At 51.6% G+C, this 25543-nt stretch carries 26 protein-coding genes and 1 other RNA gene; 25 read left to right on the top strand and 2 right to left on the bottom strand.

Annotation, left to right across the window (positions count from 1 at the left end):
* Positions 1 to 16 precede the first annotated feature (16 nt).
* Positions 17 to 1939 carry an FAD-dependent oxidoreductase gene (locus tag EJQ19_RS20915; protein ID WP_126143182.1) on the bottom strand — a complete coding sequence of 641 codons (1923 nt, stop codon included), beginning with the start codon at positions 1937 to 1939 and terminating at the stop codon, positions 17 to 19.
* Between the two features lie 191 nt (positions 1940 to 2130).
* Here EJQ19_RS20915 and rsgA point away from each other — a divergent pair, with 191 nt between their 5' ends.
* The 25 genes from rsgA to rnpB all read left to right on the top strand — a co-directional run bounded on the left by rsgA (position 2131) and on the right by rnpB (position 23123).
* Positions 2131 to 3195 carry a ribosome small subunit-dependent GTPase A gene (gene rsgA, locus EJQ19_RS20910; protein WP_206438462.1) on the top strand — a complete coding sequence of 355 codons (1065 nt, stop codon included), beginning with the start codon at positions 2131 to 2133 and terminating at the stop codon, positions 3193 to 3195.
* Positions 3196 to 3301: 106 nt separating this feature from the next.
* The gene (locus tag EJQ19_RS20905) at positions 3302 to 3652 is read left to right on the top strand and encodes a histidine triad nucleotide-binding protein (RefSeq protein ID WP_126143181.1); all 351 of its coding nucleotides are present in this window, start codon (positions 3302 to 3304) and stop codon (positions 3650 to 3652) included.
* Positions 3653 to 3761: 109 nt separating this feature from the next.
* A complete protein-coding gene (gene rpsU / locus EJQ19_RS20900) occupies positions 3762 to 3935 on the top strand; it encodes a 30S ribosomal protein S21 (protein ID WP_028558020.1) in 174 nt (57 codons plus the stop codon).
* Positions 3936 to 3943: 8 nt separating this feature from the next.
* On the top strand, positions 3944 to 4387 hold the full coding sequence (locus EJQ19_RS20895; RefSeq protein ID WP_126143180.1) for a GatB/YqeY domain-containing protein: 444 nt from the start codon (positions 3944 to 3946) through the stop codon (positions 4385 to 4387).
* Between the two features lie 185 nt (positions 4388 to 4572).
* Positions 4573 to 5238, top strand: coding sequence for an NfeD family protein (locus tag EJQ19_RS20890; protein ID WP_164716647.1), 666 nt, complete (start codon positions 4573 to 4575; stop codon positions 5236 to 5238).
* A 15-nt stretch (positions 5239 to 5253) separates the two neighbouring features.
* Positions 5254 to 6243 carry a flotillin-like protein FloA gene (gene floA / locus EJQ19_RS20885; protein WP_126143178.1) on the top strand — a complete coding sequence of 330 codons (990 nt, stop codon included), beginning with the start codon at positions 5254 to 5256 and terminating at the stop codon, positions 6241 to 6243.
* 18 nt (positions 6244 to 6261) lie between these two features.
* The gene (locus EJQ19_RS20880; protein WP_126143177.1) at positions 6262 to 6723 is read left to right on the top strand and encodes a hypothetical protein; all 462 of its coding nucleotides are present in this window, start codon (positions 6262 to 6264) and stop codon (positions 6721 to 6723) included.
* A 173-nt stretch (positions 6724 to 6896) separates the two neighbouring features.
* On the top strand, positions 6897 to 7175 hold the full coding sequence (yqfC, locus tag EJQ19_RS20875; protein WP_126143176.1) for a sporulation protein YqfC: 279 nt from the start codon (positions 6897 to 6899) through the stop codon (positions 7173 to 7175).
* A 30-nt stretch (positions 7176 to 7205) separates the two neighbouring features.
* Positions 7206 to 8399: a sporulation protein YqfD gene (gene yqfD, locus EJQ19_RS20870; RefSeq protein WP_126143175.1), complete on the top strand. Its 1194-nt coding sequence runs from the start codon at positions 7206 to 7208 to the stop codon at positions 8397 to 8399.
* Between the two features lie 33 nt (positions 8400 to 8432).
* Entirely contained in the window at positions 8433 to 9371 is a 939-nt protein-coding gene (locus EJQ19_RS20865) for a PhoH family protein (RefSeq protein WP_126143193.1), read from the top strand.
* A 45-nt stretch (positions 9372 to 9416) separates the two neighbouring features.
* Positions 9417 to 11642 (top strand): HD family phosphohydrolase, encoded by a 2226-nt coding sequence (locus tag EJQ19_RS20860; RefSeq protein WP_126143174.1) that lies wholly within the window; start codon positions 9417 to 9419, stop codon positions 11640 to 11642.
* A 16-nt stretch (positions 11643 to 11658) separates the two neighbouring features.
* On the top strand, positions 11659 to 12189 hold the full coding sequence (ybeY, locus tag EJQ19_RS20855) for an rRNA maturation RNase YbeY (RefSeq protein WP_241243017.1): 531 nt from the start codon (positions 11659 to 11661) through the stop codon (positions 12187 to 12189).
* Positions 12189 to 12890, top strand: coding sequence for a diacylglycerol kinase (locus EJQ19_RS20850; RefSeq protein WP_126143172.1), 702 nt, complete (start codon positions 12189 to 12191; stop codon positions 12888 to 12890). Before ybeY ends, EJQ19_RS20850 begins: the two co-directional genes overlap by 1 nt.
* A 34-nt stretch (positions 12891 to 12924) precedes the next feature.
* Positions 12925 to 13338 (top strand): cytidine deaminase, encoded by a 414-nt coding sequence (locus EJQ19_RS20845; protein WP_126143192.1) that lies wholly within the window; start codon positions 12925 to 12927, stop codon positions 13336 to 13338.
* A complete protein-coding gene (era, locus tag EJQ19_RS20840; RefSeq protein WP_206438461.1) occupies positions 13339 to 14244 on the top strand; it encodes a GTPase Era in 906 nt (301 codons plus the stop codon).
* A 96-nt stretch (positions 14245 to 14340) separates the two neighbouring features.
* Positions 14341 to 14493, top strand: coding sequence for a YqzL family protein (locus EJQ19_RS20835; RefSeq protein WP_126143170.1), 153 nt, complete (start codon positions 14341 to 14343; stop codon positions 14491 to 14493).
* 45 nt (positions 14494 to 14538) lie between these two features.
* Entirely contained in the window at positions 14539 to 15288 is a 750-nt protein-coding gene (recO, locus tag EJQ19_RS20830) for a DNA repair protein RecO (protein ID WP_126143169.1), read from the top strand.
* Positions 15289 to 15380: 92 nt separating this feature from the next.
* The gene (locus tag EJQ19_RS20825; protein WP_126143168.1) at positions 15381 to 16196 is read left to right on the top strand and encodes a pyruvate, water dikinase regulatory protein; all 816 of its coding nucleotides are present in this window, start codon (positions 15381 to 15383) and stop codon (positions 16194 to 16196) included.
* An 88-nt stretch (positions 16197 to 16284) separates the two neighbouring features.
* Positions 16285 to 16746 carry a YaiI/YqxD family protein gene (locus EJQ19_RS20820; protein WP_126143167.1) on the top strand — a complete coding sequence of 154 codons (462 nt, stop codon included), beginning with the start codon at positions 16285 to 16287 and terminating at the stop codon, positions 16744 to 16746.
* A gap of 49 nt (positions 16747 to 16795) precedes the next feature.
* A complete protein-coding gene (dnaG, locus tag EJQ19_RS20815; RefSeq protein ID WP_126143166.1) occupies positions 16796 to 18646 on the top strand; it encodes a DNA primase in 1851 nt (616 codons plus the stop codon).
* 36 nt (positions 18647 to 18682) lie between these two features.
* The gene (gene rpoD / locus EJQ19_RS20810; protein ID WP_126143165.1) at positions 18683 to 19798 is read left to right on the top strand and encodes an RNA polymerase sigma factor RpoD; all 1116 of its coding nucleotides are present in this window, start codon (positions 18683 to 18685) and stop codon (positions 19796 to 19798) included.
* Between the two features lie 134 nt (positions 19799 to 19932).
* Positions 19933 to 20763 (top strand): hypothetical protein, encoded by an 831-nt coding sequence (locus EJQ19_RS20805; protein ID WP_126143164.1) that lies wholly within the window; start codon positions 19933 to 19935, stop codon positions 20761 to 20763.
* Between the two features lie 3 nt (positions 20764 to 20766).
* Entirely contained in the window at positions 20767 to 21531 is a 765-nt protein-coding gene (locus EJQ19_RS20800) for a tRNA (adenine(22)-N(1))-methyltransferase (protein WP_126143163.1), read from the top strand.
* Positions 21507 to 22616 carry a Nif3-like dinuclear metal center hexameric protein gene (locus tag EJQ19_RS20795; protein WP_126143162.1) on the top strand — a complete coding sequence of 370 codons (1110 nt, stop codon included), beginning with the start codon at positions 21507 to 21509 and terminating at the stop codon, positions 22614 to 22616. The genes EJQ19_RS20800 and EJQ19_RS20795 overlap by 25 nt, the downstream gene beginning before the upstream one ends.
* A 93-nt stretch (positions 22617 to 22709) precedes the next feature.
* Positions 22710 to 23123: RNase P RNA component class A (gene rnpB / locus EJQ19_RS20790), an RNA gene on the top strand.
* 108 nt (positions 23124 to 23231) lie between these two features.
* Here the strand turns inward: rnpB and EJQ19_RS20785 are convergent.
* Positions 23232 to 25214 carry a S8 family peptidase gene (locus tag EJQ19_RS20785; protein WP_241243016.1) on the bottom strand — a complete coding sequence of 661 codons (1983 nt, stop codon included), beginning with the start codon at positions 25212 to 25214 and terminating at the stop codon, positions 23232 to 23234.
* Positions 25215 to 25543: the final 329 nt, after the last annotated feature.

Here is a 25543-nt window from a genome sequence, read left to right as displayed (position 1 = left end):
AAATCTCAGGCTCGACTTAAATATGCTGCAGCATTTGTTCAATTTCCTGCGTGATGCCGAGCGCCGCGGAGCGGGCGCTGGAGAAGGCGCGTTCCGCCAGCTCGCCTTTGCTTTGGCAGCCGTCGCCGCAGAAGTAGAACGGGACGTTCTCTACACGCGTCGGAAGGAGGGTATTGGAGGCGATGTTTTTCACGCTGGACACCATCGCTTTTTTCGAAACCCGTTTCACGGCTGTTACATCGCGCCAACCTGGGTAGTGCTGATCAAACAGGTTTTCCATTTGCGACGTTTTTTGTTCCAGGTAAGATTTGCGCTCTGCTTCGTCTTCGAAGTTGTCGCTGAGGTACGCAATACCTTGAAGCAGCTGTCCGCCTTCTGGAACGAGCGTGTGGTCGGTAGCGGACACGTCGCTGATGAACATTTTGTTGTCCATGTCGCTGATGTAGCTGAACGGCCGCGCCACGATTTGGCTGAGCCCGACATCGTATACCATGACTTCCGTCGCGGTGTTGCCTTCATATGGAGCGAGGAATGGCTCCCATGCTGTGCCTTTGAGCAGTTTCACAACCTGCTGCACCGGCATGGCAAAAATGACTTTGTCAAACGCCATCTCCCGGTTTTTCGTTTGCAGTATAAACTGGCGGTCTGCGTAACGAAGGCTGTCCACGCCTTCCTGCAGGGCGATTTCCCAGCTTCCGGATGCGATCATTTTCTGCTTGAGCTGATTGGTGATGACCGCCCAGCTTCCTAAGATGTAGTTCACCGGCTTACTCGAAAGGAATAAATTGTGATAGTACTCGCTGATCACAGCGCCGGACACTTTCCGCGCATCCTCCGGGGTAATAAAGAAGTTCGAGCACACGAGATGCTCCCACAGCTCTTTCACGTCTTCGTCCGCGTTGGATTCTGCCAAATAGTCGGCAAGCGTCGGGTAATTTTTGAGATTATGGATGTTGGCGATGATCGCGGCAATTTCTCCGACGAAACGCACCTTCTGAGCGGTGTTAAGCAAATCTGTTTTCAGCAAGTTGATTGCATCGAGCGGGGCCGTCGTGATTTGGCCGTGCTTGGCGTATACGACCCTGCGCTTGTCGACTTGCTTGGAAGAGAAGGAGAGGCCCAGTTCTTTTTCCATGGAGGAAATGGTATGACGGTCGATGCCGTAGATCGCATGCGCGCCGTAGTTGAGTGTGAAACCTGCTTTTTCATAGGTAAAAGCACGTCCGCCGAGTTGTGGACTCCGTTCGAACAATGTGCCCTGAATATGTGGATTGTCAGAGAGATATGCGGCCGCTGTAAGTCCAGCTAAACCTCCGCCGATAATGGCTACTTTCATGGTGTGCGCCTCCTTGGAAACTGGATCGACCTGCAGGGCGGCAGACGGCTCGCTGGCGCGAAGCCCGCCCCATAACCAGGTCAAGTTGTTCGTCATCATCGTGAGTAGATTGGCATTGTCTTGCGAGCACCAGGCTCGAATCGTTCCCGTGTACATGCACACGAGCAAATCAATTTTATGAGGCTCCGGCAGCCAGTGGAGCAAGCTCTGGGATAATTGCGTCATCAGCCGCTGTTCCTCGGTTTTGACCGCATCGCTTTGTAAAGATAAAGCTTGCAGACTACGGACAAGCCGGGGGGAACTGTGAAAATTGGACGCAAGGTCTAAAAAAAGTCGATTGATGTGGCCCTCAAGCGACTGCACCTTAGAGGGAGGCTGTTTGACCCAATCTTGAATCAATTCCAGCTGCTTGGTGTATAGAGCTGAGATGATGGCGTCTTTACTTTTAAAATAGTGGTAAAATGTACCTTTCGATGTCCCCGTAGCCGCGATAATATCGTCGACGGAAACATTCTCATAGCCTCGCGCCATAAACATGGCCAAGGCCGTTTCCATCATGACATCACGCTTTTTGCGAGTGGTAGCCCTCATGAACTGACTCATCCGCTCACTCCATTCACGTACGATTTGATTCTATTATATGCCAAATTAGACTTATGGTCTATGTTTAAAATTGACCACTGTCTAAAAGAAGCTTCCGAATAAATCGTCTAAACGATTCTTTCCCGTGTCCCCCTTCGTTGCGGCGTCTATACTAGAAATAGAATCTAGGAGCGAAAGGATGAAAATCATCATTGAATTTACTTGAATTGGGTTGGCATTCATTTTTTGAAAAATCATTTCAGCAATATCAAGAAGGCGAAACTGTCGTAGCCGGGCGGGTATGCCTGGAACACAAGCATATGTACCGCGTGCTAACGGAATCCGGCGAACTGCTGGCTGAAATTTCGGGCAAAATGCGCCATCTGGCGCAGCGCCGAGAAGACTATCCTGCCGTCGGAGACTGGGTAGTGCTGTCGGTTCGGCCGGGTGAGCAACGCGCCATGATCCATGCCGTGCTTCCTCGTAAAAGCAAGTTTTCCCGCAAAGTTGCAGGGCAAGTCACCGAGGAGCAGATTGTGGCGACGAATGTGGATACCGTTTTTCTAGTATCTGCACTTAACCAGGATTTTAATGTTCGGCGAATCGAGCGGTACCTCGTCATGGCTTGGGAAAGCGGAGCGAATCCCGTTATCATTTTAAGCAAGGCGGATTTATGCGCGGAGCCGGAGCGTTTGGCGAGCGAGGTAGCTGACGTGGCGATCGGTGTGCCGATTCATATTATTTCCTCCGCGGAGAACCGTGGTCTGGCGGCTCTTGCCGGCTATATGACCCAAGGGCATACGGTAGCTTTACTAGGATCTTCCGGTGTTGGAAAATCGACGTTGGTGAATCGTATTTATGGAAAAGAAATTTTGGCGACGGGCGATATACGCGAAGGCGACGATAAAGGAAAGCATACGACGACGCATCGTGAGCTCATTATGCTTCCGGACGGCGGTATTCTGATCGATACTCCCGGAATGCGGGAGCTGCAGCTCTGGGGCGCCGAGGACGGACTAAGCACATCATTCCAGGACGTTGAAGCGCTAGCGGATATGTGCTTTTATCAGGATTGCAGGCATGGTTCTGAGCCCAAATGCGCGGTCAAAGCCGCCTTGGCGGACGGATCTTTGGATCAGGACCGCTATCAGAGCTATGTCAAGCTGCAGAAGGAACTTGCCTATTTGGCCCGCAAGGAAGACAAGGGACTGCAAGCGGCAGAAAAAGCCAAATGGAAAAAAATCCACCAAACGCTTAAAAACCAACCCCACCGCTAACAATAAGATTGGTCCTGTGGGGCAATTTGCTGGAATGGATTTTTGAAGCTCTTTTCGATACAATAAGTGTAAATGAACTTACTATGTCGGGGGGACTTACAGATCTATGACAGATTGTGTGTTTTGTAAAATCGTTGCGGGCGAACTGCCTTCCAAGAAAGTCTATGAAGATGGGGATATTCTAGCTTTTCATGATATTCAGCCGGCGGCGCCGATTCATATTTTAATTATTCCCAAACGTCACTTTGCTTCCCTGTCAGCAGGCGAAGAGCAAGACTGGCCGGTTATCGGGCAAATGCAGCGTGTTGCCGCGCAAATCGCGAGAGAACTCGGTGTGGAAGAATCCGGTTATCGGGTAATTACGAACATTGGCGCTAATGCAGGGCAAATTGTTCATCATCTTCATTACCATTTCATGGCGGGAGCCAGATTGGCTCCGCTTGGCGTGCACAACTAAATCCATCCAGGAAACATCAGGATTGCGATTGACACCCCCAATTCTATCGCCTATAATGAGATTTGATAACCGATGACTTAGATGGTCTGTTCGGAGGGAGGGAAAACAGTTGTCAGAAACTCGAGTTCGTAAGAACGAAACTATAGATGCTGCACTTCGTCGCTTTAAGCGTTCCATCGCTAAGGACGGCGTTCTTGCAGAAGTAAAGAAACGTAAACACTATGACAAGCCCAGCGTTAAGCGTAAGCTTAAATCTGAGGCAGCTCGCAAGAGAAAGTTCTAGGAGGCAACATGAGCTTAGCCGATCGATTGAACGAAGATATGAAGCAAGCTATGAAGAGTCAGGACAAGTTTAAGCTCTCTGTAATTCGAATGGTGCGATCTACGATTAAGAATTCTGAGATCGATCTGAAAAGATCCCTAGACGACAATGAAGTGCTTGAAGTTCTAACTCGTGAAATCAAACAGCGTAAGGATTCCCTCCAAGAATTTACGAAGGCGGGTCGTGATGACCTGGCCGACAACCTGAAGGCAGAGCTTGCTATTCTAGCTGAGTACATGCCGCAACAGCTTTCTGAGGAAGAAGTGAAAGCCATTGTACAGCAGACCATCCAGCAAATTGGGGCTTCTTCCAAAGCGGATATGGGCAAAGTCATGACAGCACTCATGCCACAGGTTAAAGGACGCGCTGATGGTAAAGTTGTGAATCAGTTAGTTCAACAATTATTAGGGTAATACTAAATATGAATTGAGAAAGCCGAGAGGAATGCACACGTTCCGCTCGGTTTTTTGCTTTTTTTGCCGAAAAACGAAACAGATCGCGGATTCGCTCGTACATACATGTGAGACATTAAGGGAGCTTTCCGAAAAGTACTTAATTTCGGAAAGTCTCCTAAGTATGTGGGGAAGGAGAGATGGTTATGGGCGTAGACAGCTTGGCCGCTTTTCTTACGCACCCGGTCACAGCTACCGTGCTCCTAATGGTAGGGATTATCGGCATCGCGCTGGAATTGCTGTTCTTCAGTTCAGGATTGCTAGCGCTTGCAGGCGTGGCGGGTTTTGCTTTGTATTTTCTCGGGTTTTACCTGGCGGGGTTTACGGGGTTCGGCGATTTAGCCGTTTTTGGTTTGGGACTGGTCCTGCTCATTTTGGAACTTGTCGTGCCGAGCTTTGGCATTTTGAGTGTGCTAGGCGCCATTTGTTTGTTCGGCGGGGTTATCATGGCTTCATCCGATCCGTCTGAAGCGATGGTCATGCTGGGCGTTGCGCTGCTGGTTGCCATTGTCGTGCTTGCGTTCACGATCAAGAGGTTTCAGCATCGCGGCGTGTGGAACCGTTTTATTCTGCGGGAGCAATTGACGGAGAGCAAGGGCTTTACGTCACAGCCGGACTATTCGTACCTAGTCGGGCGGACGGGTGAAGCGATAACGCCGCTACGGCCCGCGGGCACGGCGATGATCCAAGGGGAACGCGTCGATGTTGTCACGGACGGCAGCTTTATCCCGGCAGGGCAAGCGGTTGCTGTGACGCATGTGGAAGGTGTTCGTGTCGTTGTAAAAGAAGCGACAACGGAAAATTACGGATAGGAGGTCATGTTGACCATGACAATTGAACCAGGTTTGTATTTCATTTTATTAGTAGCGGTCATCATTGTTGCGTTGGCGATTCTGCTCAGCGTGGTGCCGGTGATGCTGTGGATTTCCGCGCTCGCGTCAGGCGTGCGCATCAGTATTATTACACTTATCGCGATGAGGCTGCGTCGCGTTACGCCTAGCCGCATCGTGAATCCGATGATTAAGGCGACGAAAGCGGGACTTGATCTCAGCATCAATCAGCTGGAAAGTCACTTCCTTGCGGGCGGTAACGTCGACCGCGTTGTTAATGCCTTGATTGCGGCGCACCGCGCCAAAATTCATTTGGAATTCGAACGTGCCGCGGCGATTGACCTCGCGGGACGCGACGTGCTGCAAGCGGTGCAAATGAGCGTTAACCCGCGCGTTATCGAAACGCCGAACGTATCGGCCGTGGCAAAGAACGGGATTGAAGTAAAAGTTATCGCGCGTGTAACCGTGCGCGCGAACATTGATCGGCTCGTCGGCGGTGCCGGCGAGGAGACGATTATTGCCCGTGTCGGCGAAGGGATCGTGACGACAGTCGGTTCAAGTGAGACGCATAAAGACGTGTTGGAGAATCCGGACTTGATCTCGCGTACGGTGTTGGGCAAAGGACTTGATGCCGGTACGGCGTTTGAGATATTATCCATCGATATTGCGGATGTGGATGTCGGTAAAAATATCGGGGCGCATTTGCAAACCGAGCAAGCGGAAGCGGATAAGCGCATCGCTCAGGCGAAGGCGGAAGAGCGCCGCGCAATGGCGGTAGCCGCCGAGCAGGAGATGAAGGCGAAGGTTGTCGAGATGCGCGCCAAAGTGGTGGAGTCCGAGTCGGCGGTGCCGCTGGCAATGGCGGATGCGCTGCGCGCCGGACAAATCGGCGTGATGGATTATATGAATTTGAAAAATATCGAGTCGGATACGCAAATGCGTTCTTCCCTCGGCAAATTGAACGACGGCAAGCCGGAGAAGGAATAAACAAGCTGAGGTGATTCCATGGAACAGCTTATTCTGTTTCTCTTGAAAAATTGGTATCTCGTCTTGATTGCTTTGACGTTCTTGTACCAAGTGAACAAACGCAAACAAGGCGCCAAGGGAAGCGGCGCCCCCAAAACCGGGATGCCGACGTTTGGCGGCGGCACCAGAAGCCCTGAGCAGCCCTCTCCTGTGAGGCGTGCGACTCAGGTGGCCACTGCTGCGCCAGGTCCTAAAGCGCCTGCGAGCGGCGCGCACACGCACTCTGAGGACGATGCATACGCGGTGAAGCCGCCGAAGTCGGCTAAAGCATCGCCGTTTGGCGCATCGCCGCAAGCTGCAGGCGCATCGTCCGTCTACGCGAGCGATCTGACGGGCGCGCAGCCTTTTCCGGCGGATCCAAAGCCGGAGCAGGTGCTGCAAGGCGTTGTGTGGGCGGAAATTTTGGGCCCGCCGCGCGCAAAAAAACCATATCGGAGATAAGCAGCCATACGCAGCGTATCTCCTCTTCAAGCGGAAGTGGGCGCCGAGCGCCTGCTTCCGCTTTTTTATGGGCCGTTCTCTCATAAATCAGCCGATTGCCGCATAATTTGGTAAAAAGTCTATGCGCCTTTTCGTAGATATGATCTTCGAACCAGAGGGGGTACTGCCCAGCTATGCGTCGCTTGACCCGCAAATGGAACCAGTTCACGGCTAAGCTCCTTGATCTGCCACAGGACGTTGTACAGGATTTGCCGCGGATTACGATGATTGGCAACGTACAGCTGTATGTCGAGAATCATCGGGGGGTACTTCATTTTTCCAGTGAATATCTGAAGCTAGAATTGACGAAAGGCACGCTGGAAGTGACCGGCAAGCAGCTCGTGATTCGGGCTATTTTATCCGAAGAAGTGTTTATTGAAGGCATCATTGACGATGTGAAATATGTGCCATAGGCGTGAGATGAGATATTTGGAGGCTGAGTCATGAAACAATCGCTATTCATCGCCAGACTGCGAGGGTATGTCCGCATTCACATCCGCGGCAGAGACTGTGAACGGCTGATTCAACCGCTCGTCAAGGACGGTTTTTCCATTTGGGATATAACACAGACGCAGGATGGGAAGCTGGAACTGAACATCCTGATTAAGGATTTCTTCCGTCTTCGGCCGCTGCTTAAGCGGACAGGCTGCCGGGTACACGTCCTGTCCCGGCATGGGTTGCCTTTTTTCATGGAAAAGGTGTCGCGCCGCAAGGTGTTTTTTATCGGTTTAATCGCTTCGGTTATTGCGCTATACGTCTTAACTTCTTTAGTTTGGAAGATCAGCGTGGACGGGAACGACCGGATCACGGAGGCTGAAATTCTGGAGGCTGCGTCGAAGCAGGGCATACATCAGTTTCAGTGGAAATTCCGTCTGCCGAAAGCGGAGGTGCTCTCGAAGGGGATTCAGGCGCAGTTGCCGGGTGCAGCTTGGGTAGGGGTCGACATCCGCGGGACGCACATTACGATCAAGGTTGTGGAAGCGACGGTGCCGGATAAGAAGCCGCTGTCCAGTCCGCGGAATATGGTCGCGAGCAAGAGCGCTTTGGTCACGGAGATTCAATCCAAGAAGGGCCGGCCTATCGTGAAGCCGAATGCTTACGTCCGCAAAGGGGACGTGCTCATCTCAGGCGTGATCGGGGACGAACAGAACAATCAGATGGTGGTGGCGGACGGTACGGTGAAGGGCGTGGTGTGGTACACGTCGCACATTGAAGTGCCGCTGAGCAAGCAGTACCGGGTGTACACCGGTGAAGCGGAAACGCGCAATTACGTCGTGATCGGTTCGAAGGCTTTGCAGGTGAGCGGGTACGGCAAGCTGCCGTATACCCATTACGAAACGATTCCTGCTCGCAAGTCGCTGGCATGGCGAAGCTGGTCGCTTCCGCTCGGTTGGCTGCACGAGAAAATCATGGAGGTTCATGTGATCGAAGAGCCAGTGGAGGCTGCGCTGGCGAAAAAGACGGGCCTCGAGCAGGCGAGAGCGAAGTTATTGAAGGCGGCGGGCGAGAGCGCCAGGCTGGTCGGAGAAAAAATTTTGCATGAAAAAACAGAGAATGGTAAAATTTATATAGACGTTCATTTTGAGGTCGAAGAAAACATTGCCGTAGAGCAACCAATTGTGATACAAGGAGAATGAGGCCTGTTGATTGACAATCCGCAATCTGTGAAAATGACTTTGAAAAATCCTGCCGAAGGACTAGCTCTATTTGGCCCGCAAGACAAATTTCTGCATACGATTGAAAAAGAGTTTGACGCCCAAATTTATACGCGCGAAGCGGAAATAACGATACAAGGGAGGGCTGCGGAAGTGAACTCACTTCAGCAGCTCTTTGAAGTTCTTCTGCAGCTTGTACGGGGCAACTATACGCTGACGGAACGGGATATTCACTATGCGGTCGAGTTGGCCAGGCAGATGAAGGCTGACGAGCTGCTGGAGCTGTTCAAAGGCGAGATCGCCACGACGCACAAAGGGAAGCCCATTCGCGTCAAAACGATCGGTCAGCGCAAATATGTCGACACGATTAAAAAGAAAGACATCGTCTTCGGCGTCGGTCCTGCAGGGACTGGGAAAACTTACCTGGCTGTCGTATTGGCCGTCACTCGACTGAAAGAAGGCGCTGTCAAACGAATTGTTTTAACGAGACCTGCTGTCGAAGCTGGCGAAAGTCTTGGCTTTCTGCCGGGAGATCTGCAGGAAAAAGTTGACCCTTATTTGCGCCCATTGTATGATGCTCTTAACGATGTGCTAGGCCCTGAGCAGGTGGCCAAGGCGCTCGAACGCGGTCTGATCGAGATTGCGCCGCTGGCCTATATGCGCGGACGGACGCTCGACGACTCGTTTATTATTTTGGATGAAGCGCAGAACACAACGCCGGAACAAATGAAGATGTTCCTGACCCGTCTCGGCTTCGGCTCGAAGATGGTCATTACCGGCGACGTGACACAAATCGATTTGCCGCGCGGGAAGTCTTCGGGGCTTGTCGAAGCCAATCGGATTTTGAACGGGATTGGGGAAATTGGTTTTATCTATTTCGATGAACAGGATGTTGTCCGTCATTCTCTGGTTCAAAAGATCATTGTCGCATACCAAGCAGACTCAGATAAGTAATCATCGGTAAAGGACTGGCGAGATAGAGAGGAATGAACCTCCGCAATGAAAAATGAAGTGCAGATGAAAGGCAAATTTCATTACCGTCTGAGCGGCTGGAAGTATAGTACGGCCTTGAGGGTGATTTTGTTTCTCCTGCTGGGGCTAATCTTCTATACGTCACTTTATGCCAAGCTCGTGCCGCAAGTTTACGATATTCAGTTAGGAACGAAGAGTGAGAAAACGATTTACGCCCCGAGGCAGATTGAGAACGCAGTCGCCACGGAGCAGGCCAAAGAGGACGCCGCCAAGCGCGTCCAACCCGTGTATCGCATCGTCAATTTGAAGAACGACATCATGTTAGATGCTATTTTCGATAAACTACTTCAAATTAATTCCGATGAAGAAGTGAAATTCGACGATAAAGTGAGCATTTTCCGCACGGTCATTCCTCAGATGCTTTCGGATTTGCAAAGTCAGGCGATCAAGTCGTTATCGATCAGTGGTCAATACAACGATCCGCTCCTGGAGCAAATCCAGAAGGGCCTCGCGGAGCAAAGTTATCCGCTTCCCGAGGAAGCGTACTTCAAGCTGCCCAGGCTGACGAAAGAAGATCTGGCGGATATGCGCCCGGTAGCGAAAGATATCGTCGGCAAGCTGATGAATGATCAGGTGCTGGATGCGCAAACCGCACGTGCCAAAGTGGCGGAGCTGGTCAATACGTCGAAACTCACGAAAACGCTCTCGCGCGAAATGGTGACGGAAATTGCCAGAACGCTGATTACGCCGAACAAGTTCTTCGATCAGAAGGGCACGGACGATGCCAAAGGGCAGGCGCGCGAGAATACGAAGCCGATCTATATTAACAAAAACGACGTGCTCGTGAAGGCCGGCGATGTGATCACGGAGGAAATTTATGCTCGGCTCGATAAGCTGGAGCTGCTGAAGGACAAGGCGAATCACTTGCCGCAGCTGGGGCTGGGCATTCTTGCGGCGCTGCTGTCATTCGTTGTTTTCATGTTCGTCAAGCAAAGCAAGCTGCAGCTTGCGTACAATAACACGCAGCTGTTAATGCTAGTCTTGATTTATGTCATCAACATTTTGGGAATGAAAATTATTTCCATCATCCAAAATGTGGAGTACCCCTATGTCGGTTATTTGGCTCCGGCGGCGATGGGCAGCATTCTGATAGCGATCCTGCTCGATGCCCCGCTTGCGTTCATTTCCTCCGTTATTTTCTCGCTGATGTCGAGCATTATTTTCAATACGGAGCATGAACAATTATTTGATTTCAAATACGGCTTGGTTACGCTCGTGATCTGCTTTAGCGCGGTATTTACGATTCAGCGGGCGAGCCAGCGCGCCACCATCTTGAAAGCGGGCTTTATGATCGCCTTCTTCTCGATGCTGACGATTACTTCGATCCTGCTGATGGAGGATCACTTTGAACAGCGCGAGGTGCTGTTCTCTCTCGCTTTCGCCGCGGCGGGCGGGATTATCACAGTTGTGTTCGTGATCGGGCTGCTGCCGTTTTTCGAGACGGCGTTCGGCATTCTTTCACCGCTCAAGCTGGTGGAGCTGTCGAACCCGAACCATCCGCTGCTGCGCAAGCTGCTGACGGAAACGCCGGGGACGTACCATCACAGCGTGATGGTCGGCAATTTGTCCGAAGCGGCCGCCGAGTCGATCGGCGCCGACGGGCTGCTGTGCCGCGTCGGGTCGTATTATCACGACATCGGCAAGACGAGAAGGCCCAGCTATTTCATCGAGAACCAGACGAATATCGAGAACCCGCACGACCGCATCGACCCGAACCTGAGCAAATCCATTATCATCGCGCATCCGCGGGACGGTGTTGAGATGCTCAAGGATTTCAAGATGCCGAAGGCGATCCGCGATATTGCCGAACAGCATCACGGCACGACGCTGCTGCATTATTTTTACCACAAAGCGAAGAAGCTTGTGGAGGAGGACAACAGCGACAAGCCGGTTCGGGAGGAAGATTTCCGCTATCCCGGGCCGAAGGCGCAGTCGAAGGAGGCCGCGATCGTCGGCATCGCCGATAGTGTCGAAGCCGCTGTGCGCTCGCTGCGCAATCCGACGTTGGAGCAGATCGATTCGATGGTGACGAAGATCATCAAGTCCCGTTTGGATGACGGGCAGTTTAACGAGTGTGATTTGACCTTGAAAGAGCTGGATATCATCGCAAAGACGCTTAATGAGACGCTGCTCGGCATTTTCCATTCCCGGATCGAATACCCAAGCGAAGTGGCGCCGAAGAAAAACGAGTAGAAAGGGCGGGATGAACGTGGCAAGTGAAGATTTAACATTGGTATGGAGCTCGGAGCAAGACGCGCAGGACATTTCCCCGGCCTTTATAGCCAAACTGGAAGAGTTGTTGGAGCTTGCGGGCGAGCTTGAAGGCGTAGCCGTTGGGGAAGTTGCGCTGACGTTCGTAGACGACGAGACGATACAGGAATTGAATAAGCAATACCGCGGCTTGGATAAGCCGACCGATGTGCTTTCCTTTGCCATGAGCGAGTTCGGCGAGGACGAGCTGCAAATTCAGTACGAAGATGGGGCTGACGATGAGGCGGCGGAAGATGGCAAAGCCGATTCGGAAGCGTTCATCGAGCCGCTGGGCGATATAATTATCTCCGTGCCTCGCGCGATCGCGCAGGCCGAAGAGTACGGACATTCCGTGGACCGGGAGCTTGGCTTCCTGTTCGTACACGGATTTCTCCACTTGATTGGCTACGACCATCAGACGGAGGACGAAGAGAAAGCGATGTTTGAGAAGCAGGAAGCGATCTTGCAAAAGGCAGGCTTGACGCGCTAATGTCGGGTTTTCGGAAATGGCGCAGAAGCTTCCGCTACGCTTATGAAGGAATCAAGTACGCGCTGGATACGCAACGCAACATGAAATTTCATTTTTGTGTTGCGTTTCTTGTTCTTTTTGCGGCGCTGTTCATTCATTTGTCCAAGACGGATATTTTGTTTATCCTGCTCGCCGTGACGTTAATGATTGTGACGGAGCTGATTAATACAGCGGTGGAAAAAGCCGTTGATCTGGCAATGCCGGACCAGCATCCGCTCGCCAAAATTGCAAAGGACGTCGCCGCGGCGTCCGTTTTGGTGTCGGCCGGGTTCGCCGTCGTCGTGGGCTTAATCGTCTTTTTCGATCCTATTGATAAATGGCTGCGCCACATGCGCACACATGACACGCCGCTCTCGGCAGGGACGATCTGGATCCTGATCGCGCTTGTTGTGCTGACGGTTATTGTAATTGAAACCCGATTCTCCGATAAGGGCAAGCTGGTGCGTCCGAGTCTCTTAACGGCGATTGCGTTCGCCATTTCGACCGTTATTCTCGTTTTCGTCTCCCTGACGATCGTGGCGCTGCTCGCGTATTTGCTTTCGATTCTCGTTTTTGCGGTGCTGTATGATAAAAAGACGAGACCGTTTCCGGCCCTTTTCTTGGGCGCCCTAATCGGCGTTGTCGTCACGCTGCTCGCTTTTGCCTGCTTAAACATGATATAACTAAATGATAATATGAAGGTGGACGACTATGATGATGGAAGCAGAAAAACTCATTGGGTTCGCCAAAGAAGCGATGAAGCGCGCATACACGCCTTATTCGCACTTTCAGGTCGGTGCTGCGCTGCTCGACGCGAACGGTCAAGTGCATCTCGGATGCAATGTCGAGAATGCTGCGTACGGGCCGACGAATTGCGCGGAACGCACCGCACTGTTTCGGGCTGTCGCAGATGGTCACAAGAAAGGATCTTTTCAAGCGATCGCCGTTGTTGGCGACACGGAAGGCCCGATTTCGCCTTGCGGCGTGTGCCGGCAGGTGCTCATTGAGCTATGCGAGCCGGAAATGCCTGTGTTTTTAAGCAACATAAAGGGCGATGTATATGAAACGACAGTGTCTGCGCTGCTGCCAGGGGCGTTTACAACGAAAGATTTACATGCAAACGGAGGATAAATGGAAGTGACCAAAACAGCATTCAAATCCGGCTTTGTCGCAATTATCGGACGACCGAACGTCGGCAAATCTACGCTGATGAACCAAATCATCGGCCAAAAGATTGCGATTATGTCGGATAAGCCGCAAACGACCCGTAATAAAATTCATGGCGTCTATACGTCGGGCAGCGGCCAGATCGTATTCCTGGATACCCCGGGTATTCATAAGCCCACGTCCAAACTCGGCGATTATATGAGCAAAGTAGCCCATGGCACGCTTGGCGAGGTGGACGCCGTGATGTTCCTGGTGGACGTGGCGGATGGGATCGGCGGGGGGGACCGCTATATTATTGAGCAGCTCAAGCATGTGACGACGCCGGTCTTCCTCGTACTGAACAAAATCGATCTCGTTCAGCCTGAAAAGTTGTTTGAAGTCATCGTGCAGTATAAAGACTTGTACAGCTTTGCTGAGGTTGTTCCGGTTTCCGCGCTGAAGGGCAACAATGTTACAACTTTGCTGGAGCAAATTATTCGCTACTTGCCGGAAGGGCCGCAATACTATCCTGCTGATCAGATCACAGATCATCCCGAGCAATTCGTGTGTGCGGAACTTATACGTGAGAAAATATTGCATCTGACGCGCGAGGAAATCCCGCATTCCATTGCGGTGCAAATTGAAGATATGCGCGTCGAAGCAAACGGCGTTGTGCATATTTCCGCCGTGATTTTCGTGGAGCGCGACTCACAGAAGGGCATTGTCATCGGTAAGCAGGGCAGCCTGCTCAAAGAAATCGGCAAGCAAGCCCGCCGCGACATCGAGACATTGCTCGGCTCCAAGACGTTTCTGGAGTTGTGGGTAAAAGTGAAAAAAGATTGGCGTAATCAGGATCGCGTGCTCAAAGATCTAGGCTTCCGTCACGATTAACACGCAGTTCCCTGAGAGTACCAATTGCGATGTCGCATAGTGTGCAGCGGACTGTGCATCCTATGAACATCACGTTCGATGAGGAGGATGCTGAACATGAAAGATTTTTCGTGGACGTATTTTTCAAAGACCGGTGATGTGGACGCCTATCTGCTGTACAAGCAAGTCACGGGAGAACCTGGCATGGACGCCGAGGTTGCCGAAGAAGATCAATCGAATGAAGAGCTGTTTGACGGCCTGAGCAACTGAGGTTGAAGCAGGCTTAACGGACAGCTCGATCATGGGGGAAACGTTGTGCTGCAGAGCGTTCAGGGAATTGTGATTCGTACGATGGATCACGGAGAGGGCAATAAAATCGTTCGCTTATTCACCCCCGAGCTGGGGAAGGTTAGTGTTATGGCTCGGGGGGCGAAGAAAGTAAAAAGCAAGCATGCCGCCGTTACGCAGCTGTTCACGTACGGCGATTTTGTTTTTTTTAAGCAGCGCGGCCAAATGGGCTCATTGAATGGAGCGGAAATCATCGAAGCGCATCATGCGCTGCGGGAAGACTTACATAAATCGGCTTATGCTTCCTATTTAACGGAGATGACGGATCGGATGTTTGGCGATGACGAGGGCGGGCATTATTTTTTTGAGCAGCTCCGCGCAGGTCTTGCGGCAATTGAAGAGGGCAAGGACATGCAAATCGTCGTTCATCTCTATGAAATGAAAATGTTCGGCCTCGCCGGCTACTTGCCGGTGACAGACAGCTGTGTGTCGTGCGGCGGCACCGATGGCATTATTTCGTTCAGTCCCACGTTGGGAGGGCTGCTTTGTATGCGATGCCGACACAAAGATCCTTCGGCCATTGCCGTTGGAGAAGGGGCTCAGAAGCTGCTCAAACTGTTTCCACGCATGGATATGCGCAGACTTGGCAGCGTTCAAGTGAAAGAAGAAACGAAACAACAGCTGAAAACATGCATGCGAACTTACATGGATACGCACATCGGTGTGCATTGGAAAGCAAGAGGATTTATCGAACAAATGGAGAAGTATAACATTTAGGATTTCACATGCAAACGCTCTTGAAATCGCCTCGCCTTTATGCTGTCTGCAGATCGGTGAGGTTTTTCTCGTGCGGGAAGGTGGTAGATGTTATGACGCAGCCGCAGCCCACTCGGGTGTATGTGGTTTCCGATTCCGTCGGCGAAACGGGGGAATCGGTTGTTCGCGCCGCCGCGATGCAGTTTCATCCGGCGCCTGTTGAGATTGTGCGAGCGCCGTTCGTGCACGATTTTGACGCGATTGATAAAGTCATTAACGCAATTCGGGTGCATGGCGGCATCGTCGTCTTTACGTTGGTCATTCCCGAACTCAGGGACGACTTGATCTCGAAAGCCAAGCAATACGATATTCCTTACATTGATTTGTTAGGCCCTGTCGTAACTGCGCTGGGCAATGTGCTGCACCAGGAACCGCGCAGGCAACCCGGCATGATTCATCCGCTGGATGAAGATTATTTTAAAAAGGTAGAAGCGATCGAATTCGCGGTGAAGTACGACGATGGACGTGATTTCAGCGGCATTCAAAAGGCGGACATCATTTTGCTTGGCGTCTCCCGAACGTCCAAAACGCCGCTTTCGATGTATTTGGCACATAAGCGTTTAAAAGTAGCCAACGTGCCGCTCGTTCCGGAAATGCAGCCGCCGGCGGCGATTTACACCGTGCCCAGGGATAAAATCATCGGCCTGCGCATTGACCCGGACAAGCTCAATGTGATCCGCCAGGAACGACTTCGCACGCTCGGCCTTGCAGAAAATGCAACCTATGCGAATGTGGAACGTATAAAACTAGAACTGGATTTTGCAGACAAGATCATGAACCGGATCGGCTGTGTCGTTTTCGACGTATCCAACCGTGCCGTCGAAGAAACGGCGAGTCTGATTCTGGACCACATCGAATATGTGCAGTAACGTTTTATGATCGGCTTTGCAGGATTTTTTTGCTCACCCATCGTATATAATAGTACGGTGAGATTTCGAAAAGGCGGAATGTCCTTGGATGGTAAGACAAATCGTTGTCGATGCAGATGCTTGCCCTGTCAAAGCGGAAATCGAACAGGCGGCGAAGCCATTCGGTATCCAAGTGGTGCTGGTCGCTTCGTTTGATCACAAAATGAAGGAAAATCCCGGCGTGAAGGTTGTGCAAGTCGACCGATCCGATCAATCTGTCGATTTATACATTGCCAATCATATTCGTTCCAGGGACATTTTGGTTACTCAAGATTTTGGACTTGCCGCTTTAGGGCTGGCCAAAGGGGCGATCTGCCTCACCAATCGCGGACAGGAATACACAGACAGCTCGATTGACTATTTGCTTGAACGCCGCCATGCTTCCGCGAAGCTTCGAAGGAGCGGCAAGCATACGAAAGGGCCGAAACCTTTTACGGAGGAAGATCGCAAAAATTTTCTACACGGTTTGACAAAACTTTTAAAATATTTGCAGGAAATCGAAAAAGAATAGCGAATAGTACTGAGTCGGAAATAGCGACTTGAATTGTAGGTGGATGGAAATGAGGTACGGACGCATACCTGAAGAGGTCATTGAGGCTGTACTTACACGTCATGACATTGTTGATGTTGTTGGCAGGCACGTACATTTAACAAAACAAGGGCACTATATGAAGGGCTTATGTCCGTTTCACTCCGAGAAGAGCCCTTCGTTTACCGTGACACCTGAAAAGCAGATTTATAACTGTTTCGGGTGTCAGGCGGGCGGAAATGTCATTCGTTTTATTATGGAAATCGAAGGTCTAAGCTATCCTGAAGCGATAAGGAAGTTGGCAGAGGAAGCGGATATTCCTATTACATGGGAAGGTGCTTCCGAAGAACAGAACGAGCAGCAGCAGGAAAAAGCGACTTTGCTCAAAGCCTATGAATTCGCCGCCAAATTTTATCATTATATTGTCGGCAATACGGAGCAGGGGCGGGCGGCAAAAGGTTACTTGACTGCCAGAGGCATCTCTGATAAGCTCATCGATACTTTTCAGATCGGTTATGCGCCGGCGATGTGGGATACGTTAGTCCAGCAGCTTGAGAAGCGCGGATTCGATCTTGCCTTGATGGAGCGCGGGGGCTTGATATCGGCTAAGCATGACGGACAAGGATATGTGGACAAATTTCGGGAGCGCATCATGTTTCCCATTTGCGATTCGGCCGGCAAAGTGATCGCTTTTGCAGGAAGAGCCATGGGGGACGCTCAGCCGAAATATTTGAACAGTCCGGAGTCTATCCTATTTAATAAGAGCCGTACTTTGTATAACATGCATCTGGCGCGGCCGAACATGCGTAAAATGCAGCAAGCCATCATCTTCGAAGGATACGTAGACTTGATCAAAGCTTGGGAAGCTGGCGTTACGAACGGTGTAGCAACCATGGGAACCGCGCTGACGAAGGAGCATGCCTCGATTCTGAACCGGAATGCCGATCAGATCGTCGTTTGTTACGATGGCGATCATGCAGGTCAAGCTGCGGCATACAAGAGCATTCCTTTGTTGGAGGAAGCAGGAAGCCGCGTTACGGTAGCGATGTTACCGGATGGCAAAGATCCCGACGAATATATTGGGCAATTCGGGTTCGACCGATTCGTACGCGAGGTCATTGGCGCTTCCGTACCATCGATGAAATATAAGCTTTTATACATTCGCAAAAATTTTAAATTGCACGAGGATGGTGACCGCATTCGTTATTTACAGTCTGCGGTGAAATTGATCAGTACACTTCCTTCCCCAATGGAGAGGGAGCATTACCTGAAACAGCTTGCCTCTGAATTCCCGGATTCTTCCTATGAAGCTATGAAATTGGATCTCCATGAAATCTTGCTGCAGTCCGAAAAAAACAAGCCGGATGGGGATAATAAACCAATTCTGTGGAATAATGTTATGAATAATGGGAGAGGGGCGGAACGAACGCGCTCTAACAAGTCGCCAACGCTTTTACCTGCCTATCATAATGCAGAACGTTTGATTTTAGCGGTTATGATGCATGATCGCGAGGTTTGCGCGCATGTGGAAAAGGAGCTTGGTGATCAATTCAATGTTGAAGCTCACGCAGTCTTAGCTGCTTATTTATATGCTTACTACGCTCAATATGCTGAGCCCGATGCAAGCCGATACATTGCCATGCTGCAAGACGAACAGCTTGAGAGCTTGGCCAGTTCCATCGTCATGATGGGAGCCGGTCATGGAATGAACGAACAAGTGATTGACGACTATATTCGCCAGATTCGTAAAGTTCCGATGCAAGAAGAAGTAGCGCGCAAGAAAGAAGAGCGAGTCCGCGCGGAGCGTGAAGGCGACCACCTGAAGGCTGCGCAAATTGCAATTGAAATTATTGCCCTAGAACAGCAGTTGAAGTCATCTTAGCTTTACTTCATGACTAGGGAGGAGGGAGTCCGTACCATGGCGAATGATCAGCGTACAGAACTAGAGACAGAATTGACCTTGGAACAAGTGAAAGACCAGCTTATTGAGCAAGGGAAGAAAAGGTCTTCATTGACTTACAAGGATATTATGGAGAAATTAGCTCCCTTCGATCAGGATCCTGAACAAATCGATGAGTTTTTTGAACAACTCTCCGAGCAAGGCATTGATGTAGGGAATGAATCGGACGACGATTCTATGAATTCCGAGGACAATGAGCGCGACGAGTTTAACTTTGACGATGATCTGGCCTTGCCGCCGGGGATTAAAATTAATGATCCCGTTCGGATGTATTTGAAGGAAATCGGCCGGGTGCCGTTGCTTTCTGCGGAAGACGAGGTGGGCTTGGCCAAACGTATAGAAAACGGGGACGAAGAAGCGAAGCGCCGTCTGGCGGAAGCGAATCTGCGTCTTGTTGTCTCGATCGCCAAACGTTATGTAGGCCGCGGCATGCTGTTCCTTGATTTGATTCAGGAAGGCAACATGGGTCTGATCAAAGCGGTTGAAAAGTTTGACCATACGAAGGGCTATAAATTCAGTACGTATGCGACCTGGTGGATTCGTCAAGCGATTACGCGTGCAATTGCCGACCAAGCAAGAACGATCCGGATTCCGGTACATATGGTGGAAACCATCAACAAGCTGATCCGCGTATCCCGTCAATTGCTGCAGGAACTTGGCCGTGAACCGGCACCTGAAGAGATCGCAAAAGAAATGGACTTAAGCACCGATAAAGTGCGCGAGATCATGAAGATTGCTCAAGAACCTGTATCGCTCGAAACGCCGATTGGCGAAGAGGACGATTCGCACTTGGGAGATTTCATCGAGGATCAGGAAGCTTTAGCTCCTGCCGATGCTGCAGCGTACGAACTGCTCAAAGAACAGCTGGAAGATGTGTTGGATACGCTCACGGAAAGAGAAGAGAACGTGCTTCGCCTGCGCTTTGGTCTGGACGACGGACGTACACGTACGTTGGAAGAGGTTGGGAAAGTGTTCGGCGTTACAAGGGAACGGATTCGTCAAATTGAGGCAAAGGCACTCAGAAAGCTTAGACATCCGAGCCGCAGCAAACGTTTAAAAGATTTTCTGGAATAAGTCGTGGATCAGGCCCTGCCGATATTCGGCGGGGTCTTTTTGCATGGAAATGAAGGATGGAAGGGTCGCCCAAAACTGCTACTAAAGCTTCACCCTGCGCGCACCGATATAGTAGCTAGGAAGGTGACGAAACTATGGATGCTGAAAAAAGAACGATGATTGTAAGAGAAATTGAAAGATGGCGGCGGAGCAAGCTGCTTCCGGAGCATTACTGCGATTTTTTATTAAATCTATACGGTGATGATACGGTGACCAAGCAGGCATCCATATTGGGCATAACCGCCACAACCGTTACAAACAGTTCCTGGAAAATCTGGTTGGCCATCGTTGCAATAATTACTGCAGTTGCCTTATCTGCTCTTAATTTTAACTCTTTTGCATTGCCAATGCAAATTGGGGTCTCTGCGCTGCTGGTCATTCTGTGCTACGGTCTTGCTTATCGGGAGCGCACGAAGAAGCCGATTGTGGCTTATGTGCTGTGTGGGGTTTCGTCGGTTGCTATGCTACTGCTCGGGATCTACATCCTTTATCTAGCCGGTGTCCATGCGAACGCAGCCTATATCAGTTATTTGGCGCTATGCAGTATGATATGGCTGTTCAACGGATTAATCGGCCGGATGGCGATTTTCCAAATTTGCGGCTGGTTAGGGCTTGTCGGCACGTATGGCTGGCTGCTGCTGCAGCGTCTGGAGCACCCGGCTTGGTTCACGCTGGAAATTAGCTGGCTTCCGGTAAGCATCGTGCTCATATGGATGGCTTGGCTTGCGCATCATACGAATAAACAGGCGGCCGGCGTGCTGATGCTGATTGGCTGTTTGGTGTGGTTTATGCCGGAAGCGATGACATTTGTGCTGGATGCCAATATGAGCGTGCGTATCATTCAGCTTTCGTTTGCGGTAAAATTAGTAACAGCAGGTGCGGCTCTTTTTGCGCTGCGAAAAAAATGGGTAGAGTGGGTAATGTAACAGATGGTGAAATTATCGAAAAGACTTGGAATGATTGCAGATCGGGTGCCGGCAGGCGTAAAGCTTGCGGACATTGGATCGGATCATGCATTACTGCCAACATATTTGGCTCAAAATCAAATCATTACATACGGCGTAGCGGGAGAAGTCAATCCGGGACCGTTTGAAGCAGCGAAACGACAAGTGCTGGAGTGCGGCCTATCTCGGACGATCGACGTTCGTTCCGGCGATGGGCTGGCCGTCATAGCACCCGGTGAAGTCGACGTTATTACAATTGCAGGGATGGGGGGCAGCTTGATCGCCTCCATTCTGGAGGCGGGCAAGGCAAAGCTAGAAGGCGTTTCTTTGCTGATTTTGCAGCCCAATGTCGGAGAGGAGCATGTCCGTCGTTGGCTGCTCAGTAACGGCTGGAGCTTGACTTCGGAAGCCATATTGGAGGAAGACGGCAAGATCTATGAGATTTTGACGGCGGCTCAGGTGCCGGCTCTGGAGCAAGCGGCGCTAGAAGCTTTATATGCCGACCGTACGCTTCCGGACGGCGTACGGGTGCAGAAGGATCGGCTGTTGCTGATGGGACCTTATCTGATGGAGCAAGCGCCGGACATTTGGTTCATGAAATGGGAGAGCGAGCTCAAAAAGCTCGCGATGATTGAAGCGCAGTTGCAGCTGTCCACTGCTGAAGCATCCGCTTTGAAGGCTGAGCAGGTGCGGCAGGAGATTCGTGACATTCAGGAGGTGCTCGCATGTTTGCAAAAGGTCAAACGGTAATTCAACTGTTTGAGCAGCTTGCGCCAAAGCATTATGCGATGGCGGATGATAAGATTGGCTTGCAGCTCGGCACGCTTCAAAAGGATATTCGCAGAGTGCTGGTGGCGCTGGATGTCACCGATGCGGTGGTGGATGAAGCGATTGCCGCGGGCGTGGACTTGATCATCGCGCATCATGCGATTATTTTCCGGCCGCTGGCCCATCTGCAAACGGATTCGCCTGCAGGGCGATTGTATGAAAAGCTGATCAAACACGACATCGCGGTCTACATCGCCCATACGAATCTGGATGTAGCCGAGGGCGGCGTCAACGATTTGCTGGCGAGCCAGCTGGGGCTGCAGGAGTTGACACATCTGGAAGATGTGCATACGGAGAAGCTGCAGAAGCTGGTTGTGTTTGTGCCCGAGACGCATCACCAGGCAGTTCTGGATGTGCTCTTTAAGGCGGGAGCTGGCGGCATCGGCCAATACAGCTCTTGCTCGTTCAACATCCCCGGGACCGGTACGTTCCTTCCGCAGGAAGGCGCGAATCCGTTCATTGGGGAGGTAGGCAAGCTGGAACGCGTAGCCGAGGTACGCGTGGAGACGATTGTCACCGCCTCTGTGCAGCGCAGGGCGGTGCAGGCCATGCTGAAGGCCCACCCTTACGAAGAGGTGGCCTATGACCTCTACCCGATGGATCTGAAGGGTAGAGTGTTCGGTTTGGGGCGCGTGGGCAAGCTGCCCGCGGCCATGACGCTTCGCGAGCTTGCGGCGCACGCGAAGCGGGTGTTCGACGTGCCGGCGGTGCGCGTCGTCGGCGATCTGGCACGGCCCATCCGCAAGGTGGCCGTGCTGGGCGGTTCCGGCAGCCGCTACGTGCGGCATGCCATGTTTGCGGGCGCCGATGTGCTCGTCACCGGCGACATTGACTACCACACCGCGCACGATGCGCTCGCGGCGGGGATTGCACTCCTCGACGTTGGGCACAACGTCGAGAAAGTCATGAAGCGCGGCGTCGCGGACTACCTCGCCGCGCAGCTGGCCAAGACCCAGACGCAGGTGATCGCGTCTGAGCTTTCGACGGAGCCGTTCCAGTTCCTATAGGCGGAAGCGCGAATGGTTAACGTTTTGGCTATGCAGGAAACGATCGGGTGTTGTAATTCAGGAGCAATCCTAGTATACTAGCCTATGCACTGGAAAGTTTGACAGACAATCGCTGGCTGCAGGTAAGCTGCAGCGAGAGGAAAGTCCGGGCTCCATAAGGCAGGGTGCTGGATAACGTCCAGTCAACGCGAGTTGAAGGATAGGGCCACAGAAACGGACCGCCGATGGCTCCGCAAGGAGATCAGGCAAGGGTGGAACCGTGGTGTAAGAGACCACGAGGTTCTATGGTGACATAGATCCTGGTAAACCCCACTTGGAGCAAGACCTAGAGGAACGCAAGCCGCTTTCGAGGCGGCAGTCTTCGCCTGAGACGCGTTCGGGTTGGTCGCTTGAGCCATGCAGCAATGCACGGCCTAGATAGATGATTGTCGCTTCGATGGTGGCAGGGGACAGACGCCCGTTACGACCACCGGAAGTACAGAACCCGGCTTACGGCAAGCTTTCCATTTCAGTCGACTGCCCGCATGGCTTATGCCTTGCGGGCATTATGCATATGTGTCAAATAAAAAAGCGGTGCTAAGGAGATTACACTCCATGGCACCGCTTTTCATATGATTAATCCAAATGCCGTCGCGTAATCAAATACAGCTGCCGTGCCAACGTCTGTGGCCAGGATGGCAGCGGCGCAGACACACGGTCGCTCGCATTCGTCGTTGTGCTTGATTCTTCCTCAGAAGTTGGGGTTTCGGCCGGGGCTGATTGTGTGTTACCCACGCTTTCCTCGGCAAGCTGAATCGCTTTGACGACATCGATGACGCCGTAACCGAAATAATTATCTTTGCCTTCGTCCCCGATATCACGCGCAGATTTGCGGATAAGCTCATACACTTCCGTGTTTTTCAGATTCGGATTGGTCGAACGGACCAAAGCCGCAAGCGCCGTGACATGCGGGCTTGCCATGGAAGTGCCGGAAAGCGCGGCATACTGGTTGTTCGGGTATGTGCTGGCGATGCTGACGCCTGGTGCGGCCACGTCGATGTAGTCGCCGTAGTTCGAGAATGTTGCCTTCATATTCTCTGAATCGGTTGCAGCGACGGCAAACACTTCCGAATAGGCCGCCGGATAGCCCGGCCGTTCGGTATTGTCGTTGCCGCTGGCCGCGATCAGCGCGACATCTTTGTCAAACGCGTATTTAATCGCATCGTGCAGGAAGCCGGAGTCGGCATAGTTGCCGAGGCTTAAATTAATGACTTTGGCGCCGTGATCCGTCGCCCAGATGATGCCTTGCGCCACGGAGTACGTGCTGCCCGCACCTGTTTCGTCCAGCACTTTGACCGGCAGCACCTTGTTGTACCACGTCATGCCGGCCACGCCGCGGTTATTGTTGACGAGCGCTGCAATAACGCCTGCGACATGCGTGCCGTGGCCCACGTCGTCCTGCGGATCGCTGTTGCCGCTGACGACGTTGTAGCCCGGAAGCAGTTGCCCCTGCAAGTCGGGGTGCTGGAGATCGACGCCGGTATCCACAACGCCGACGATGACATCGCTGGCGCCGCGGTTGAGCTGCCAGCCCTGCACGGTTTCGATTAGCGGCAGATTCCATTGATAACGGCTGTAGAGGTTATCGTTCGGCGTAAAATTGCTGGAAATTTCGCCTTCTGTTTCATCGGCCGCTGCAGCCCCGCTCTTTTCTTCGTGATTCCTAGCCCTTTCATCGTTCGTCAAATAAAGATAATGCGGCTCCGCATAGACGACATCCCATTTTTTAAAGTAAGCCATTAATGCTTTAGCTTCCATGCTGCTCGTGCGGAACACATAGGTGTAGCCAAGCTTTTGCAGGGATGTTGCTTTTATTTCCGCTTGTATTTGCTTAAGCTGTGCAGCGTTCGGATCCGTTTTGAAGCGGACGACGACTTCATTTTGATGATAGTGGCTCGTTCCTTGGTTATCTTCGGGATGATCGACGACTTTGTCCTGCAAGGTATCGGTATGAACGGATTCGATTTTCCAACGATTTTCGTTCGGATAAGGCTCGAGACGCAAGTTTTTCATCTGATGGTCCGTTACTTGATAGAGCACATCTTGATGGATGAGTCCAACCAGTCCGTCTTTGCCGGTCACGGCCGGCGTTCCTTGAACAAAGTAAACATCCTTGCCTGCGCCGAATTTCGGAGATTGATAATGTTTGCCTTGATCGACTTGCTTTTTCGCTTCCGCTAAGTACTTCGAAGCCTCTTTTTTATAGCTTCCGGCAGCGACATCCCCCGATGTTACCCCTTTTTCCAGCGGTTCACCGCGCTTTGTCCAAATCAGCAGATGCATTTTCTCATGATGCTTTTGCATATCGCTCAGCACAGCCTGCGCCGGCATGCCGCTGTCGATTTGGGCCAGCATTTTCGCATAATCGAGAGAGCACTGGCTTCGGCATAATTCATCAGTCAACTTCACATCTTGTTCCACCAGTGTTAACTTGGAAGAAGTTTCGTGCTTGGCGCTGAACACCTCAGGTCCCGGCTTGGCGCTATCCTTGGGCCGAGCGGGAAAGGCGAAGATCCCGAGGCATAAAATTAGTGCAATTGTCGTGATATACCGCCACAAAAGTAACCCCTCCATTTACAAAACAATGTCCAATAGGCTATAGTTAGGTTTTGGAGAGTCGAGACGTTTTATGCACTTCTGCCCGGCGTTTTACATATACCACTTCGAATTAATTTATGGTAGGATAGAAGTAGCGCAATTATAAGAGGTAGTTCAAAAAGTCGTCTTTTGATCACGAAGCAAGCCAGGAAGCTATTCGGCATCGAATCTTGCGTTCACCTTCGAAGTCCGGTACTCATGTAGGTTTGCCTACATTCCGTTCCTCCTTCTTCAGCTTCTCGCAACCTTCTCGGTGCTGAAAATCCGACTTTTTGAACACGCACATATAG

The organism is Paenibacillus whitsoniae (genome assembly GCF_003955665.1).
Lineage (GTDB): Bacteria > Bacillota > Bacilli > Paenibacillales > NBRC-103111 > Paenibacillus_E > Paenibacillus_E whitsoniae.
This window is presented reverse-complemented; position numbering and strand designations above follow the sequence as displayed.